Origin of the sequence: Fulvivirga sp. M361 (genome assembly GCF_007097395.1) — a bacterium.
Classification (GTDB): Bacteria; Bacteroidota; Bacteroidia; order Cytophagales; family Cyclobacteriaceae; genus Fulvivirga.
Window position 1 is genome coordinate 208,681 of sequence record NZ_VKDC01000008.1, and the last position, 16,247, is coordinate 224,927.

At 46.5% G+C, this 16,247-nt stretch carries 8 protein-coding genes; 7 read left to right on the forward strand and 1 reads right to left on the reverse strand.

Going from position 1 to position 16,247, the window contains the following annotated elements:
• Positions 1-41 precede the first annotated feature (41 nt).
• The 3 genes from FNH22_RS11530 (at position 42) to FNH22_RS11540 (ending at position 5,814) form a co-directional block, all read left to right on the forward strand.
• Positions 42-2,333 (forward strand): GH92 family glycosyl hydrolase, encoded by a 2,292-nt coding sequence (locus tag FNH22_RS11530; RefSeq protein ID WP_143398526.1) that lies wholly within the window; start codon positions 42-44, stop codon positions 2,331-2,333.
• Positions 2,334-2,513: 180 nt separating this feature from the next.
• Positions 2,514-4,826, forward strand: coding sequence for a GH92 family glycosyl hydrolase (locus FNH22_RS11535; protein WP_143398527.1), 2,313 nt, complete (start codon positions 2,514-2,516; stop codon positions 4,824-4,826).
• Positions 4,827-4,836: 10 nt separating this feature from the next.
• Positions 4,837-5,814: a glycoside hydrolase family 43 protein gene (locus FNH22_RS11540; protein WP_221420266.1), complete on the forward strand. Its 978-nt coding sequence runs from the start codon at positions 4,837-4,839 to the stop codon at positions 5,812-5,814.
• 206 nt (positions 5,815-6,020) lie between these two features.
• Here the strand turns inward: FNH22_RS11540 and FNH22_RS11545 are convergent, their stop codons facing one another.
• Positions 6,021-6,200 (reverse strand): hypothetical protein, encoded by a 180-nt coding sequence (locus FNH22_RS11545; RefSeq protein ID WP_143398529.1) that lies wholly within the window; start codon positions 6,198-6,200, stop codon positions 6,021-6,023.
• 304 nt (positions 6,201-6,504) lie between these two features.
• Between FNH22_RS11545 and FNH22_RS11550 the strand changes: the two genes are divergently transcribed.
• The 4 genes from FNH22_RS11550 to FNH22_RS11565 are packed head-to-tail and all read left to right on the forward strand — an operon-like array spanning position 6,505 to position 16,237.
• Complete coding sequence (locus FNH22_RS11550; protein ID WP_143398530.1) at positions 6,505-9,609, forward strand: TonB-dependent receptor; 3,105 nt, start codon at positions 6,505-6,507, stop codon at positions 9,607-9,609.
• Between the two features lie 17 nt (positions 9,610-9,626).
• Positions 9,627-11,540, forward strand: coding sequence for a RagB/SusD family nutrient uptake outer membrane protein (locus FNH22_RS11555; RefSeq protein ID WP_185154189.1), 1,914 nt, complete (start codon positions 9,627-9,629; stop codon positions 11,538-11,540).
• 46 nt (positions 11,541-11,586) lie between these two features.
• Complete coding sequence (locus FNH22_RS11560; RefSeq protein WP_143398532.1) at positions 11,587-14,469, forward strand: SusC/RagA family TonB-linked outer membrane protein; 2,883 nt, start codon at positions 11,587-11,589, stop codon at positions 14,467-14,469.
• Positions 14,470-14,494: 25 nt separating this feature from the next.
• Positions 14,495-16,237 (forward strand): RagB/SusD family nutrient uptake outer membrane protein, encoded by a 1,743-nt coding sequence (locus FNH22_RS11565; RefSeq protein ID WP_143398533.1) that lies wholly within the window; start codon positions 14,495-14,497, stop codon positions 16,235-16,237.
• Positions 16,238-16,247 lie beyond the last annotated feature (10 nt).

Sequence of the window (16,247 nt, forward strand, 5' to 3'; positions counted from 1 at the left end):
CACACCACAAAATTAAATGACTTTTTAAAATAAAAATTCATATGAAGTTCAAGTACTCTATTTTTCTGTTCCTGTCACTTAGCATTACCGGGCGGGCACAGCTCATAAACGACATCACTGACCCGGTGGATTATGTCAACCCGTTAATGGGAACGGATTCGGAACCAGGCCTGTCAAATGGAAATACCTATCCTGCCATAGCCGTACCCTGGGGCATGAATTTATGGACCCCACAGACGGGCCCTATGGGACACGGCTGGGCGTATACCTACGATGCTTATAAGATCAGGGGCTTCAAGCAAACACATCAACCTTCACCCTGGATGAATGACTATGGTCAATTTGCCATTATGCCGGTCATTGGTATGAAGTTCAACCAGGACGAACGTGCCAGTTGGTTCTCTCATAAAGCGGAGACAGCAAAACCTTACTACTACAAAGTTTACCTGGCAGATCATGATGTGACTGTGGAATTAACGCCTACGGAAAGGGCCGCACAGTTTCAAATCACATTTCCTGAATCAGACAGTTCTTACGTGGTGGTGGACCCGTTTGATAAGGGTTCCTATGTGAAAGTGATCCCTGAAGAAAACAAGATCATCGGGTATACTACTAAATACGCCAGGGGTAAGCTTATTAACTTCAAAAATTATTTTGTACTCAAATTTGATAAGGCTTTTGACAATGTTCATACCTGGGAGGGTGAGGAGCTGGCCGTAGGCGTGGCAGAAATGGAAGGCAATCATGCAGGGGCCATTGTCGGTTTTAAAACTTCAAAAAAGGAAACGATCAATGTACAGGTGGCTTCTTCTTTTATAAGTTTTGAGCAGGCGGAGTTAAACCTTGAAAGAGAACTTGCCAATGATGATTTTGAAGCTACTAAGAAGAAAGCCAGAAATCTTTGGAATGATAAACTGGGCAGGATAAAAGTAGCGGGTGGTACGATCGACCAGGTACGGACGTTCTATTCCTGCCTTTACCGGACCCTTTTCTTTCCAAACAAACTTTATGAGATCAACGAAAAGAATGAGAGGATACACTGGAGTCCTTACAATGGGGAGATACTGCCCGGTTATATGTTTGCCGGTACCGGTTTCTGGGACACATTCCGGGCGCTGTATCCATTTCTGAACCTTGTTTACCCATCCATTAACAAGGAAATGCAGGCTGGTTTGGTGAATGATTTCAAAGAAGGAGGTTGGTTACCCGAATGGTCGAGCCCGGGGTACGCCAATATCATGGTGGGTAACAACTCGGCTTCGGTAGTATCAGATGCTTATATCAAAGGCCTGAGAGGCTATGACATCGAAACACTTTATGAAGCACTGACCCACGGCGCCAATAACGCCGGGCCAATGACCGCAGTAGGCAGGGCCGGAGCGGAGTATTACAACACATTGGGTTATGTGCCGTATGACGTGGGGATCAACGAAAATGCGGCCAGAACACTGGAATATGCCTACGATGACTTTACCATTTACCAATTGGCCAAGGCGCTGAAGAAACCAAAGAAGGAGATTAAATACTACGCAGAGAGATCACTTAATTACAAGAAGTTGTTCGATCCATCCTCCGGTCTGATGCGAGGGAAAAATAAGGACGGCTCCTTTCAATCTCCTTTCAGTCCTTTTAAATGGGGAGATGCTTTCACGGAAGGTAACAGCTGGCACTATAGCTGGTCGGTATTCCATGATGTACAAGGCCTTATTGAACTGATGGGAGGTAAGGAAAATTTTGTAATGAAATTAGACTCCGTATTTGATCTGCCACCCATATTTGACGAAAGCTACTATGGCGGTGTAATACATGAGATCAGGGAAATGCAGATAGCCGATATGGGACAATATGCACATGGTAATCAGCCTATCCAGCACATGATATACCTGTATAATTATGCCGGAGCGCCATGGAAAACCCAATATTGGGCACGGGAAACCATGAACAGGATGTACCAGCCAACACCCGATGGGTATTGCGGAGATGAAGACAACGGACAGACTTCTGCCTGGTATGTGTTTTCAGCCATGGGATTTTATCCTGTATGTCCGGGCGTAAATGAATACGTTCTGGGAGCCCCTCTATTTCAGAAAATTACATTAACGCTGCAGAATGGGAATGAATTAGTGGTCAATGCTCCCGGGAATAACGTTCAAAGCCGTTATGTGAATGAATTAAAGATCAACGGTAAAGTAAGCACTAAGAATTACCTGGATCACAACGAGTTAATGAAAGGGGGTACGCTGGACTTTAAAATGACAGATAAACCCAGTAAGAATAGAGGAATCGACAAGGAAGATTTTCCTTATTCTTTCTCAAATGAAAGTAAGAGATGATCATGTCACATATAAAGAAGATCAAAAGCGTTTAATCGCCAAAGTTGATATCAGAAGCTTAAGGCGTGCGTGCTTATCTTTAGTTTAATAGTCCATAATACTCAGTACAAGACTAACTGAAAACTCATGACTCACAACTATAGACTTACGACTAACTACTAACCAACAAAACACACAGGAATGAAAGCTAAAATTTATCCGTACATTATGCTATTGGTCGTTGTGGGATGTATCAGCAAAGAGCAGAATACCCAGCCATCCTCAGCCCCTGACCTCGTCCAATATGTCGACCCTATGATCGGTACTGCACGTATGGGACATACTTACCCGGGAGCTACCGCACCTTTTGGGATGGTACAATTGAGTCCGGATACGGATACGATACCCTATGCCGTAAATGGAAAATATACGGGAGATGTTTATAAGTATTGTGCAGGGTATCAGTATGAAGATAAAACAATTGTCGGTTTCAGTCATACGCACTTCAGTGGTACAGGACATTCAGATTTAGGGGACTTTTTGATCATGCCTACCACAGGTGAGTTACAACTCAATCCGGGTACGGCAGACCGGCCGGAGAATGGATATCGGTCCGTTTTTTCTCATGACGATGAAACCGCTGAAGCAGGTTATTACAAGGTAAAGCTGGAGGATCACAATATTACTGCAGAACTCACGGCCACTACACGTGTCGGGATGCATCAATATACATTTCCTGCATCTCAGAACGCACATATTATCCTGGATATGATGCACGGCATTTACAATTATGATGAAAAGACCACCTGGGCTTTTATACGAATGGAAAACGATACGCTCGTCACAGGGTACAGGTCCACTAACGGATGGGCCAGAACAAGGACACAGTATTTTGCCATGGCGTTCAGCAAACCGGTCAGGTCTTATGGTTTTAAGAGTTATGAAAAACATCCCTATAATGGTTTTTGGGGAAGGTTTGATCAGAAGAATAACTTTCCGGAGGCGGCTAATGAGAAAATTCGCGCACACTTTGATTTTGAAACGGAAGCAGATGAAAAGATCCAAATAAAGTTTGCTCTGTCTTCGGTGAGCACCGAAGGAGCGATCAGGAATATGCAGGCCGAAATTCCCGGATGGGATTTTGATGCAGTGAGATCTCAAACTCAAAAAGCCTGGAATAAAGAACTGAATAAAGTAACTGCCGATGCCGGTAGCGAAGGGGAGATGATCAATTTTTACACAGCCATGTATCACGCATTCCTTGGGCCTACGGTTTACATGGACGTGGATAGTCAGTATAAGGGTCTGGATCAAAATACACATACGGCGGATGGTTTTATCAATTACACCAGCTTTTCACTTTGGGATACCTATCGTGCTTTGCACCCCATGTTCAATATTCTGCAACCTGCTCGTAACCAGGATATGATCCGGTCTATGCTTGCCCATTATGATCAGAGTGTTCACCATATGCTGCCGGTCTGGTCCCATCATGCGAATGAAAACTGGTGCATGATAGGCTATCACAGTGTGTCGTTGATAGCAGATGCCATCATTAAGGGCAATGCGGATTTCGATGTGGAACACGCATTGGAGGCTTGTATAGAAACCGCCAATGTCCGCTATTTTGATGGCATCGGGGAATACATTGATCGAGGATACGTGCCGGAAGATAAGAGCCGGGCGTCTGTTTCCAAAACGCTCGAATATGCTTATGATGACTGGTGTATTGCTCAGATAGCCAAAAAATTGGGAAAAGAGGATGTCTATAAAGAATTTATGAAGCGTTCTGAAAGCTACAAAAATGTATTCGATCCGAAAACAGGATTTATGAGGCCAAAATTAGTCAGTGGAGAGTGGGTGAAAGTGTTTGATCCGCTGGATACACACTGGCAGGGGTTTATCGAAGGTAACTCCTGGAACTACAGCCTTTATGTACCGCACGATCCGGCAACGATGATAGAGATGATGGGAGGGAAGCAGCAGTTTTCACAACACTTGGATTCTCTTTTTTCTATGAAACTTCCGGACAAGTATTTCGAACATACCGAGGACATTTCCCGGGACGGGATCATAGGCAACTATGTGCACGGTAATGAACCTTCGCATCACGTAGCTTATCTCTACAATTGGACAGACCAACCCTGGAAAACCCAGGACAAGATCAGAATGATCTTAAAAGCCATGTACCGCCCTATGGCAAACGGATTAGGAGGAAACGATGATTTTGGACAAATGAGCGCCTGGTACCTGTTTAGCTCATTAGGTTTTTATCCCGTAGCGCCAGGGTCTGATCAGTATATGCTGGGTAGCCCCTCTGTGGTTTCTGCTACCATTCATTTAGAAAATGGAAAAGAATTCATAGTGGATGCCAAAAATCAGCATGATAAGAATGTATTCGTAAAGAAAGTAGAACTGAATGGCAAAGTGCTAAATAGGCGATACATCACCCATGAGGATATTCAAAAGGGAGGTAAGCTAACCTTTTATATGACCAATAAACCTAAGAAATAGATTGGGAGGAGTGAAACGGCTACTCATTCCGGTATTGTTTTTTGCGTTAGGAGTACTTAATGCTCAGAACGCTAAAACTGCCGGTAACCCGGTATTGGACGGGTGGTATGCGGATCCTGAGGGAGTCATTTTTGACGATCAATACTGGATCTATCCGACCTATTCGGATGCCTATGACAAACAGGTATTTATGGATGCATTTTCATCCAAAGATCTCATCAAGTGGGTAAAGCATAAACGAATCGTTGATACTACCACCATCTCGTGGGCTGATAGTGCAATGTGGACTCCTTCTATTATCAGAAGGAACAATCGTTATTTCCTCTTCTTTGCTGCAAATGACATTCAGAACAATGAAGCTTTAGGAGGTATTGGAGTGGCTGTTGCTGACAAGCCCGAAGGGCCGTTTACAGACTACCTGGGAAAACCTCTGTTAGGAGAAATCCACAATGGAGCACAGCCCATTGATCAGTTTGTCTTTCAGGATAAAGATGGTCAGTATTATATGATCTACGGAGGCTGGAGACATTGTAATATGGTAAAGTTAAAAAATGACTTTACACGTTTTGAACCTCATCAGGACGGAAGCATTTTTAAAGAAATAACCCCTGATGGCTACGTAGAGGGTCCTTTTATGTTCATCAGGAATAACAAATATTACTTCATGTGGTCAGAAGGTGGCTGGGGTGGTCCTGATTATAAAGTGGCCTATGCTATAGCAGACTCACCTTTTGGCCCTTTTGAGCGTATAGGTATAGTACTTCAGCAAGACCCAGAGATCGCCACCGGAGCCGGACATCATTCAATGATTAAAGTGCCCGGCAAAGATGAATGGTATATAGTTTATCATAGACGTCCGTTAACAGAGACACATCATAACCATCGTGTGATCTGTATTGAAAAGATGCAATTTGATGATAACGGTTTTATAAAACCTGTTAAGATCACTTTTGAGGGGGTACAAATGAATCTCTTAGAGAAGTTATAGAACAGGATGGGGACGGATGGGACAGGTACTACCCGCCGTTAGTCATCAAGAGAATGACCAAACCATGGGGGAGGTGTATATGGATGAATTAGCGTCCGGTGACTTTACACAATGGTAGGAATATTCCGATTATATCCGGCCAGGCCTATTCGTCTCAGGAAGTCATTAGAAAACATATCAGCCATCTCATAGCTAAGCAGTCTGCTTCATTGGTCCACCCATTCGTCATCCTTCGTGTCTATCAATCGGGGATAATCCCATGCAGCATTTTTCCCCCAATGCAACGTAAATTCAATGTTACTGGTAACTAAGGCTTTGATGATCTCCTTTTCATCGATTTCACGGCCCCATAGATTTCCTCTGGAGTCCCACTGAACCTCATCCATACCGATTATCACGGTCAGTGGGAATTTTGTGAATCCAATTCCAATCGAATGTTTTTTATGTATACTTTGAAACACCCGTATTAATGACCCTTGTATGATATCTCACTGCAAAATGGACCAGCCCATCCTCACACAAAATATCCCCTAAAGTACCATTACGAGATTACCCCTTTTGTAAAGCGAATTTGCCCATTCGCTGAAAAAGATATTTCCGTGAAATTTCCATTCGCATTGAAAGGAAGGCAAACCTACCCTTTCACCGCCTGATGAGGTACAAAAACAAGTTTTCACAAAACCATGTCATATGAGGCACTTTAACTTACTACTGTTTTTTATTGCCATTTCATGTTATTCCATGGCGCAGACCCTGGTCAGCGGAGTGGTAAGTGATGAGAATGGTGAGCCTTTACCGGGGGTTACGGTCATTGAAAAAGGCACACAGAATGGCAGTATCACCAATGTTGACGGCACATATAATGTCAGAGTAGAGTCAGGAGCTACACTTATTTTTTCCTTTGTCGGGTACACCATGGAGGAAATCCAGGTCAATGGCAGGACCCGTATAGACCTGTCCATGATGTTGAGTATTGTCAGCCTGACGGAGGTGGTGGTGATCGGGTACGGCGAGCAGAAAAAAGAAAGTGTGCTTAGCGCCATCGATCAGATCAAAAGTGAGGACATCCAGAAAGTGGGCTCTCCTAACCTGGCCAATGCACTCAGCGGCATTTCACCCGGACTGAACGTAGTGGTGGAATCCGGACAGCCGGGCGGCGAGGACGGTCAGATCTTCATACGTGGTAATTCAGACCCTCTTATTCTCGTGGACGGTGTCGAGATCGTGGGTGGTTTTTCCAATATAGACACCCGTGATGTCGAAAACATCAGTATCCTTAAGGACGGTGCGGCTACGGCGGTCTATGGGATCAGGGGGGCGAACGGTGTGATCATTATTACCACTAAAAGGGGGCAAAAAGGGAGGCCCAAAGTTACGCTTACTTCCGAATATACGATTAAGACCCCTACCACTACCCCTGACGTCCTGGGAGCGTTTGATGCACAGTCGGCCCTGAACTTGGGTATACTGAATGACCAGGCCTATAATGCAGGATATTCCAGTGCAGAAGACCTGGCCCGTTGGCGGGAAGGCGACGAACCCTACCTGTATCCGGATATAGACTGGTTTGACCTGATGATCAAAAAATCAGTGACCAGTCATAACCATAACGTTGGTCTTCGCGGAGGGAACGATTTTGTGAAGTACTTCGCTTCAGTGGGGTATCTGGAAGAAGGGGATATCGTAAAGACTGCCAAATTCTACAATTACGACCCGGAGTTTGATTTCAAACGTTACTCTTTCCGTGCTAATCTTGACTTCAAAATTACCAAAACTACCACCCTGAAAACCAGCGTTCACAGCCGTTTTGAAGATAAAAGTCAGCCACGGATACAAGGAGGCAGCCCGCAAAACCTGGGGCGAGTATTTGGAGGCCTGTATGCATCGGCGCCGGGAGGCGTGGTGCCACTTTATCCGGCGGAGGTCATGGAGGAGTATCCTGATGAGTTGTATCCGGGTCTAGCCGAACCCCGGTTTGGTGCAGGTGCCAATCCGTTTGCTGACCTGAATACTTTCGGGGTGGGCCGGAACTACAAAACGGTTTTTACGACAGACTTTGAGCTGAGACAAAAGCTGGATTTTTTTGTAAAAGGCCTTACCCTCGTGGGTAAATACAATTTTATTACCGACTACAGGAGTTCGGAAACTACTACCTGGAATGCAGTCTTGCATCCTCGTGTAGATGCCTATACCCTGGAAAGAGACGGGTCCTGGTTCTCATTTGAAGGCAGAAACTATGCCCGCCCGTTAGAGCACAACCTCAACAGTGAAAACCTCAACAGCAACCAGGAGAACATTTACTTCCGCGGCCAGTTGATCTATAAAAATGAGTTTGATAAGCATAGTGTCACGGGAATGGCGCTGTTCAGCCGGTTAAAAAGGACCATAGGTACCAGCTTTCCCTCATTTAATGAAGATTGGGTAGGCCGGGCCACTTATAACTATGACTACCGCTACTTTGCAGAAGTAAGCGGTTCCTACAATGGGGATGAGACCTTTGCCCGTGGGGAAAGGTTTCAGTTCTTCCCTTCCTTCGCTGTTGGTTACAACCCGGCCAATGAAAAATTTATAAAGGAAAACATCCCCTTCCTGAACAATTTTAAGATCAGGTATTCCTTTGGGCAAACAGGCCAGAAGACGGGCCTGAGGATAAGCAGGAACCCGGACCAGTTTGCCCGCTGGCAGTACCTTAGCTTTTTTGACTACCTGGGGGGGAGAGAGCGAACACGCTATTACTTTGGAGAGGACTTCGACGTGCCACTCAGTGTGATCGGCGAGGACCAGATCGGAAATACTGCCCTGTCATGGGCCATAGTGACCAAGCAGAATATAGGTATAGAGTTTGGCCTGCTGGACAGTAAAATAACCGGCAACGTCGAGTTTTTTAATGATCGGAGAGAGGATCTTATCCGCAGGCCTTCTGCCGCTGTACCGAGCTATGTAGGATCCATCGCGGCGCTTCCTTTTGCCAACCTGGACGAATCGAAAAGCCATGGGTGGGAGATAGAACTGACGTATCGTAATACCTTACCGGGTGGTTTCAAATATTCCATCGGTGGGTTTTATGGTTTTAACGAAAACCGGGTAGTAACCAGTGTGGCAGATGGGGCCGGTACCCCGGAGTATGCAAAGGCAGGTGGTAAACCTCGCGGTGTTACCTCACTGTTGCAGGCTGATGGTTACTTCCAAAACATTGATGAAGTGGTCAATTACCCCGAATTTGCCGGTAATCCGGGGTTGGGTGATTACCGTTACATCGATTACAATGCCAATGGAACCGTAATAGGTAATGAAAATGAAGACCAGGTAAGGTTTGATCTGCCTAACTCACCCAAAAATAGTTATACCTTCAGATTGTCGGCCTCCTATAAAGGAGTGTCTGTTAATGCTGCCTTTAACGGTGTGTTTGGGCATAAGGGACTCATCAGGGAAAATCTGGCATATGCACTGCCCACCGGAGAAGCTGCCGGCCGGCCGGAACAACTGGATTACTGGACACCTGATAATCGTAATGCACCTTACCCGGCGCTTCATGCGGAAAACAATCCTAACCTGTTTGCGCCGCACACGGCAAGGGTCATAGACCTTGATTATTTCAAGTTGAGAAGTCTGAGTATAAGCTATGACTTCAAAATGGATAATGTGAGGAACATCAGCAATCTGACCCTTTATGCCAATGGTAATAACCTTTTCACCATTTCAGACATCGATTTTGGCGACCCTGAAGGGAATTCTGCCGGCAGCTTGTATCCTATAGTCCGGCGTATCAACCTTGGTGTAAGGGCGTCTTTCTAATGTTAATTTTTACCAATATGAAAAAAATAGTTTACAGCATAGTTTTCTCTTCTTTCTGGCTGCTTTCCGGGTGTGAAGACTACCTGAACAAAGTAGAGGAATTCGAAGGGCTCCAGGAAGAAGATGTGTTTTCCGATATTCAATTGGCCAGCGATTTTCTGGATGGCGCCTATACACGACTCATTGCAGAAACCAGTGCCCGGGATCATCGCTCAGACTGGTTGCCCGGTATGACAATGTCGGACGAGGGGTACTCCGGGAGACTGGACAGGAGCCTCCCGGAGACCTTTAGTATCTATGCGCAGGGAGATTATCTGAGCCTGATGAACAGACCCTCCAATGCGCAGACCACTCCCTATTTTGTAGACCGTTACTACCAGGGGTGGAAAGGGATACGGACGGTGAATACATTCATCGACAAAGCAGATCAAATACAGAATAGCAGCCAGGAGGAGATTAACAGTTTGCTAGGCCAGGCTTATTTTCTGAGAGCCTATTTCTATCACCTTATGACCAAACGCCATGGCGGGCTGGTATACCTGAAAACGAACCTTGATTTAAATGCTTCATTTGATCGCGAAAGGGACACCTATGCGAACAACGTAACCGACATGCTGACGGACCTGGACCTGGCGATCAACCTGCTTCCCACCTCATGGGATTCGGGCAGATATGGAAGGCCTACCAAAGGCGCTGCTATGGCCCTAAAGTCCCGGATCACCCTGTTTGCAGCCAGCCCTCTCGCTAATACATCGGGAAGCCAGGAATTATGGGAAACTGCAGCTTCGGCAGCAAGGGACATGATCGACCACGCTAATACAACCGGCTTGTACCAGTTCACTGATGCCAGTGACGCCATTAATATGGACGTGGATCTGGGTGGGACAGATCTCCTGGTATCTGAACCTGTACAACTCACATCCTACCGCAGTATGTTTGTAGGTGCGGGTACCGCCAAGATTATCCCGGAAGAAGTCATTCTGATGGAACTGAATCCATTGTTTGATCTGCCCAACGGCAATTTTTTGAACCCTATCCCACGTCTGAGTCTCACTGCAGGGTTTGATATTATAAAGGGCAATACGAACCCCATGAATATTGGTGCTCTGGCAGGCTTTATAGACTATTTTGAAACAAAGAACGGACTGGATATTGACGATGATCCTTCCTATGATCCCCAAAACCCTTTTATTAACAGAGACCCCAGATTTTACAATGCGATATTGTTTGACGGGGTACCCTGGCAACATACCATAGGCGCCATTAATAAGACAGGATTTGCTGACCTTGCACTGGTGAATGAAGAAGGGAAGAGGGGGCTGGACCTTCATGATCCTGCGACCCCGGCATCGCGCCTGTGGCGGGTGATGAACCTGACAGGGCTCAGAATACGGAAGTGGGTGCCCAATGGTGCCTTTTGGCAATCCGGTGCCAGTGGCTCCTGGGATTTTTACGTGAACAATATCCATTTCAGGTTGGCAGAGATATATCTCAACTACGCTGAAGCCGTCAATGAAGCTTTCGGACCTGCGGGTACTGCACCCGGTGCTTCCCTAACTGCCCTGCAGGCAGTGAACAGGGTCCGTAACCGGGTAGGTATGCCCGATGTCAACCCGCTTTACAGTGGTTCCAGGGAAACGTTGCGGGAAAGGATCCGGGCAGAGAGGGCCGTGGAACTGTGCTTTGAAGGACATCGCTACGACGACCTGCGCCGATGGAAGATAGCACATCTGGAAGAGTATAAGAAAGTGGAATTCCTGGTTATGCGCTGGGAAGGTGGTCCTACTCCAACGTATCCGACAGGGTTCAGTTTTACAGTTGAAGAACAGGACAATCTGCGTAAGACGTTTAACGAGCGCCACTACTGGTGGCCTATTCCTTCCAGTGAAATTGCAGCCGTTCCATCCTTCAGACAAACACCCGGATGGTAGATCAGACAAGTGAACAGTATATCAATGTTACTATAAATAGTCATACATGAGGTTGAATTTTACACAAATAAGCATCTGCATCTCTGCGATATGTTTCAGTATGTTTATGCAGGGCAATACATATGGACAGGGAAAGAAAAATAAGGAAAATGTGCCAGGTATCGCTCTGGCTTCCTCCCATGCGTACTCTGGAGATCCTGTGCACGTGCCTGCCGCGGACCGAGCCCAGGTGCAGGACTCTTCACGGTTTGGAGGAACTGGCGGCGACAGGGTTTTGAAAACACCTTTTGGTACGTTTAATCTTAGCCAGACCACAGGCTCCGTATTCAGAGTGTCTGGCGACGAGCTGAGAAAAACACCGGGAAACAACCTGTCGGAAGCACTGAGGGGCCGGGTGCCTGGATTACGGATCACACGGGGTACCAATACTCCCGGCAGTGACGGGGGGTATTCGTATATTCTCAATGGAGGCACCCCATTCATCCTGATCGATGGACAGCCGAGAGGACTTCAGGTAGACCTGCGTGAGGTGAAGGAAGTGCTGGTACTGAGTGATGCTACTTTTAACTCCCTGATGGGTATCCTTGGCGATAATGGACTTATCTATGTGGTCACTAAAAGTGGTAATACGGAAAAAGCTGTAGTAGAGGTAAACTATCAGCACGGCGTCAATCAGCCTACCCGTTTACCGGAGCTTTTGAATGCGTATGAATATGCCACTGTTATTAACCGGGCGGCCAGCAACGATGGTTTTGGGAATATTTACAGTCAGGAAGAATTGGATGCCTGGCGGAATGGTGCTGCCGACCCGGTCCTTCTTCCGGATGTGGACCACATGGATGAATTTGTTAAAAGCTCGACCCCATCAAATTTTGCCTCACTGGGCGTTTTTGGAGGTACAGATAATACCGTATATAGTGCATTTGTGGGTTATAGTGACTGGAAGGGATTGGAGCGTGTAGGCCGTCGGATCAATGGCCGGGACATAACCTTCCGCACAAAGATCAGGGCGAGACTGAGTGACCTTATTTCCACGCACGCCAGTGTCTACGGCCAGTTTGGTGAGAATGAGCGCCCTGTTATAGGCGCCGACCAGATGTTCCAGTGGATCACTACTACGCCTGCCAATGCATTCCCTCTTACGTTTGGTGATACCACGTACATTGTGAACAATCAATTCAAGACCAACGTACTGTCGGAACTGAAGGCCGGGGGTATCCGCACGGATTATGACGCCAATATGTTTTTCGACTTTGGGTTTGATTTTGATTTCAGCGAGTCTGTGCCCGGGTTGAATTATCAGACCTACCTGCTGCTACGGACTTTTAATTCCCAGTCTTTGCAGGCTAACAATACGCCAGGTACCTACACTTTGGAAACCCTTACCGATCAAAATGGGGACGATTCTCTCGCATTGAGGGTAAATACCGTAGAGTTCAGACAACTGGATGTGGGCAGAACCAGCTCCGGCGTAGCAAGGAATTTTACCTATGGCGGAAATCTTAGCTATTCCGGATCCTTTGGTTCAGACAAGCTAAATATCAATTTAAGTCACCTGCTTTACTATGTTCCTACGCGCTCTTCCAGCCAACCGGATGTTCGTAATCTGACTTTCAACCTGAATGCTTCCTATGCTTACCGGGATAAATACATTCTATTTGCCAATCTGAACTCAAGCAGTAGTTCTAAATTCATTGGAGATAACAGGACGAGGATGTTTCCCAGCTTTGGCGTGGCATGGGTAGCATCGGAGGAAAGTTTCCTGGAGGACAGTAAGGTGATTGATTTCCTCAAGTTCCGCGGATCGTTTGGTCAGATCGGCACCGAATACACGGCATCCACGTTTCTTTACCTCGATACATGGGCAGGTGGCCGGAACAACAGTACTCTTTATACAGGAATAGCTGATACGCGGCAAAATGAATTTGGATTCAGGGTCAGCCAGATTGGCAATCCGGACATCGACTGGGTTACCTATGATCAGCTTTTTGCAGGGATGGATGTAAGACTTCTTGGCAGGCTTTCACTCGCACTGAACTATTTCAATATCTCTATCAATGATCAGGTGATACAGGCCGGAACGCTGTTTTCCGATGCTTTGGGTAACGATGCCTACCTTCCGTTCATTAACTATACAAAAAGAAAGAGTGAAGGATTAAATGCCGCCCTTACCTATGATGCACAGCGAGGTGATTTAAAATACTATGCCGGTATCAACGTGGGATACAATAAAAAGACGTTGAAAAAGGTGGCAGAGGTACAGCATCCGGATACTTACCGCCTTACGGTGGGACGTCCCGACGATATGATTATGGGTTTCGAAAGTGATGGGCTCTTTACAGCTGAAAATATTGCTGATGCCCTGCCCCAGTTTGGAGATGTGCAGGTCGGTGATATTCGGTATGTGGACCAAAATGGTGACAACGTTATTGACGTCCGGGACCAGGTAGAGATCGGGAATAACAGCCCCAGAGTGAATTATGGTATAAGCCTGGGAGCAAGTTATCGCGGTTTTAACCTTGACGTAGTGGGCTCGGGGACCGCCGGCTATGATATCGACCTATCAGATATTTCCTATTACAGGCATTCAGGACTGGGCACTTATTATGGCAGTGTGAACAAAGATCTGCCCAACGGAAATGCTAACCCAAGGTTGAGCGCTACGGTCAATGATAATAATTTCCGTACCTCCGATTATTGGCTGGTAAAAGGTAATTACTTCCGGATCTCTTTTGCAGAACTGGGGTATTCGCTGCCCGGGTCGTTGATATCCGGGATCCGGGTGGACAATGTCAAGGTATTTCTCAGGGGCAGTAACCTCGCACTTTTCAGTAAAATGAAAGGGCTGGACCCTGAAGATACACGGTCCGGTTTATTCGAGTATCCCATGATGAGGAATTTCACCCTCGGGGCTTCCATCAGTTTTTAACATAACATCGCTAAATCGTATCTATATGAAACGTTTACCTAAGCAGCTTACTATAATCCTTCTGATCACCTTATGCCTTGCCGGTTGTGAGGAATTCCTGGAGGATGAAATACAGACTTTGAAGACAGAGGAAGTGATCGACTTCAGGGAGCAGTCACGAGGCCTGATCAATGATATTTATTCGGATTATGCCTTTAACTATTTTAGTGACTTTTCCATAGAGTACCTGACAGACAATGCTGTCAATCGTAGCTCTCCCCAGCATTTGGCTACCGGTTTTTGGGGGCCTACTGATAATCCGTTCGGCAACCTATGGAAACGATCCTACAACAATATCCGGCAGGTGGTCCAATACATAGAGGAGGTCCATAACACCGGACTCCCTTTTAAGCCTGCCGCCCAGGATTCGCTGGAGAACGTACGAACGCTTAGACGTTACTTTGGGGAAGCCCATTTTTTGAAAGCCTTTGCAGAGTGGGAGTTACTCAGGATCTACAGCGGGCCATCTGCAGCCACAGGAGATATGTTGGGATTTCCCATCATCAACAGTATTTTGGCCTCCGGTGACTACACCACTCTGTCCCGGGCTTCTTTTGAACAATGTGTAGATCGTGTTATGATGGACCTGGATACTGCCATTCAGTACCTTCCTTTAATCTATTCCGGAAAGGGGAACAGCAATCCCGGATACAGTGTCATAGAAACAGGCAGAGCCAGCGGTCTGGCTGCTCATGCGCTTAAGGCCAAAGTGGCGCTACTTGCAGCGAGTCCGGCATTTAATCCTACGAATGACGTGAGCAAATGGGAGCGTGCAGCCCAGTTGGCACATGAATTGATCATCCAAAACGGAGGGTTAAAGACCCTTCAGCCCTATGATTTCAGAAGGGAGGACAACCCGGACCACATCTGGAGGCTGAGATTGTTCAGACAGAACAACAGCCTGGAGCGACGTTTGTATCCTCCGACCTTGTTTGGCCAGGGTGAAGTGAACCCATCACAAAATCTGGTCGACGCATTTCCGGCAGTCAATGGATATCCCATCAGTGCCGTGGAAAGCGGTTTCGATCCTGACAATCCCTATGCAAACAGGGACCCGCGCTTTAACCGGTTCATTTTCTTCAACGGGGACCATTGTTTTGACAATTCCTCCGGATGCCAGAACTATGACACCCTGGAGATCTTTGAGGGTGGAAGGGACTATTTCGGTGGTTTTATCCCTAATGTGGGTACCCGTACGGGGTACTACCTGAAAAGATTTCTGAATGACCTTGATTTTGATCCTTCTGTGAATGATGCCGTCACTAATCTGCCAAAGGTTTACGTGCAGCTGGGACTGACAGAAATGTATCTGACCTATGCTGAAGCAGCTAACGAAGCCTACGGCCAGCCCAATACCATTCCACCTGGAATGACTTTTTCTGCCCGGGAGGCGTTGGCCTTCGTTCGGCAGCGTGCCGGCATCAGTCCTGACCCCTATCTGGATGCAGTTGCCTTATCGACAGATGATTTCAGGGAGCTGGTTAGAAATGAACGTAGGATAGAACTGTCCTTTTCAGGTGAGCGGTTTCATGACCTGAGGAGATGGAGGATTATTGATACTATGGATAATGTACGTGGTATGAAGATCCTCAGAAATGACAACAATACCTTCAGTCATGAGGAGATCAGTGTGGAAGATCGTGTTTTTGATGCAAAGAACTATTATCTGCCACTACCCTATGAAGAGCTGTTGTTGAACACTAACCTGGAACAGAATCAGGGATGGTAGATGGAGGGTA

Excerpts from the sequence above, each read along its gene's own strand:
- FNH22_RS11565 (WP_143398533.1), top strand. The coding sequence starts at position 14,495 with ATGAAACGTTTACCTAAGCAGCTTACTATAATCCTTCTGATCACCTTA.
- FNH22_RS11545 (WP_143398529.1), bottom strand. The coding sequence starts at position 6,200 with ATGGATGAGGTTCAGTGGGACTCCAGAGGAAATCTATGGGGCCGTGAA.
- FNH22_RS11535 (WP_143398527.1), top strand. The coding sequence starts at position 2,514 with ATGAAAGCTAAAATTTATCCGTACATTATGCTATTGGTCGTTGTGGGA.
- FNH22_RS11530 (WP_143398526.1), top strand. The coding sequence starts at position 42 with ATGAAGTTCAAGTACTCTATTTTTCTGTTCCTGTCACTTAGCATTACC.
- FNH22_RS11550 (WP_143398530.1), top strand. The coding sequence starts at position 6,505 with ATGAGGCACTTTAACTTACTACTGTTTTTTATTGCCATTTCATGTTAT.
- FNH22_RS11560 (WP_143398532.1), top strand. The coding sequence starts at position 11,587 with ATGAGGTTGAATTTTACACAAATAAGCATCTGCATCTCTGCGATATGT.
- FNH22_RS11555 (WP_185154189.1), top strand. The coding sequence starts at position 9,627 with ATGAAAAAAATAGTTTACAGCATAGTTTTCTCTTCTTTCTGGCTGCTT.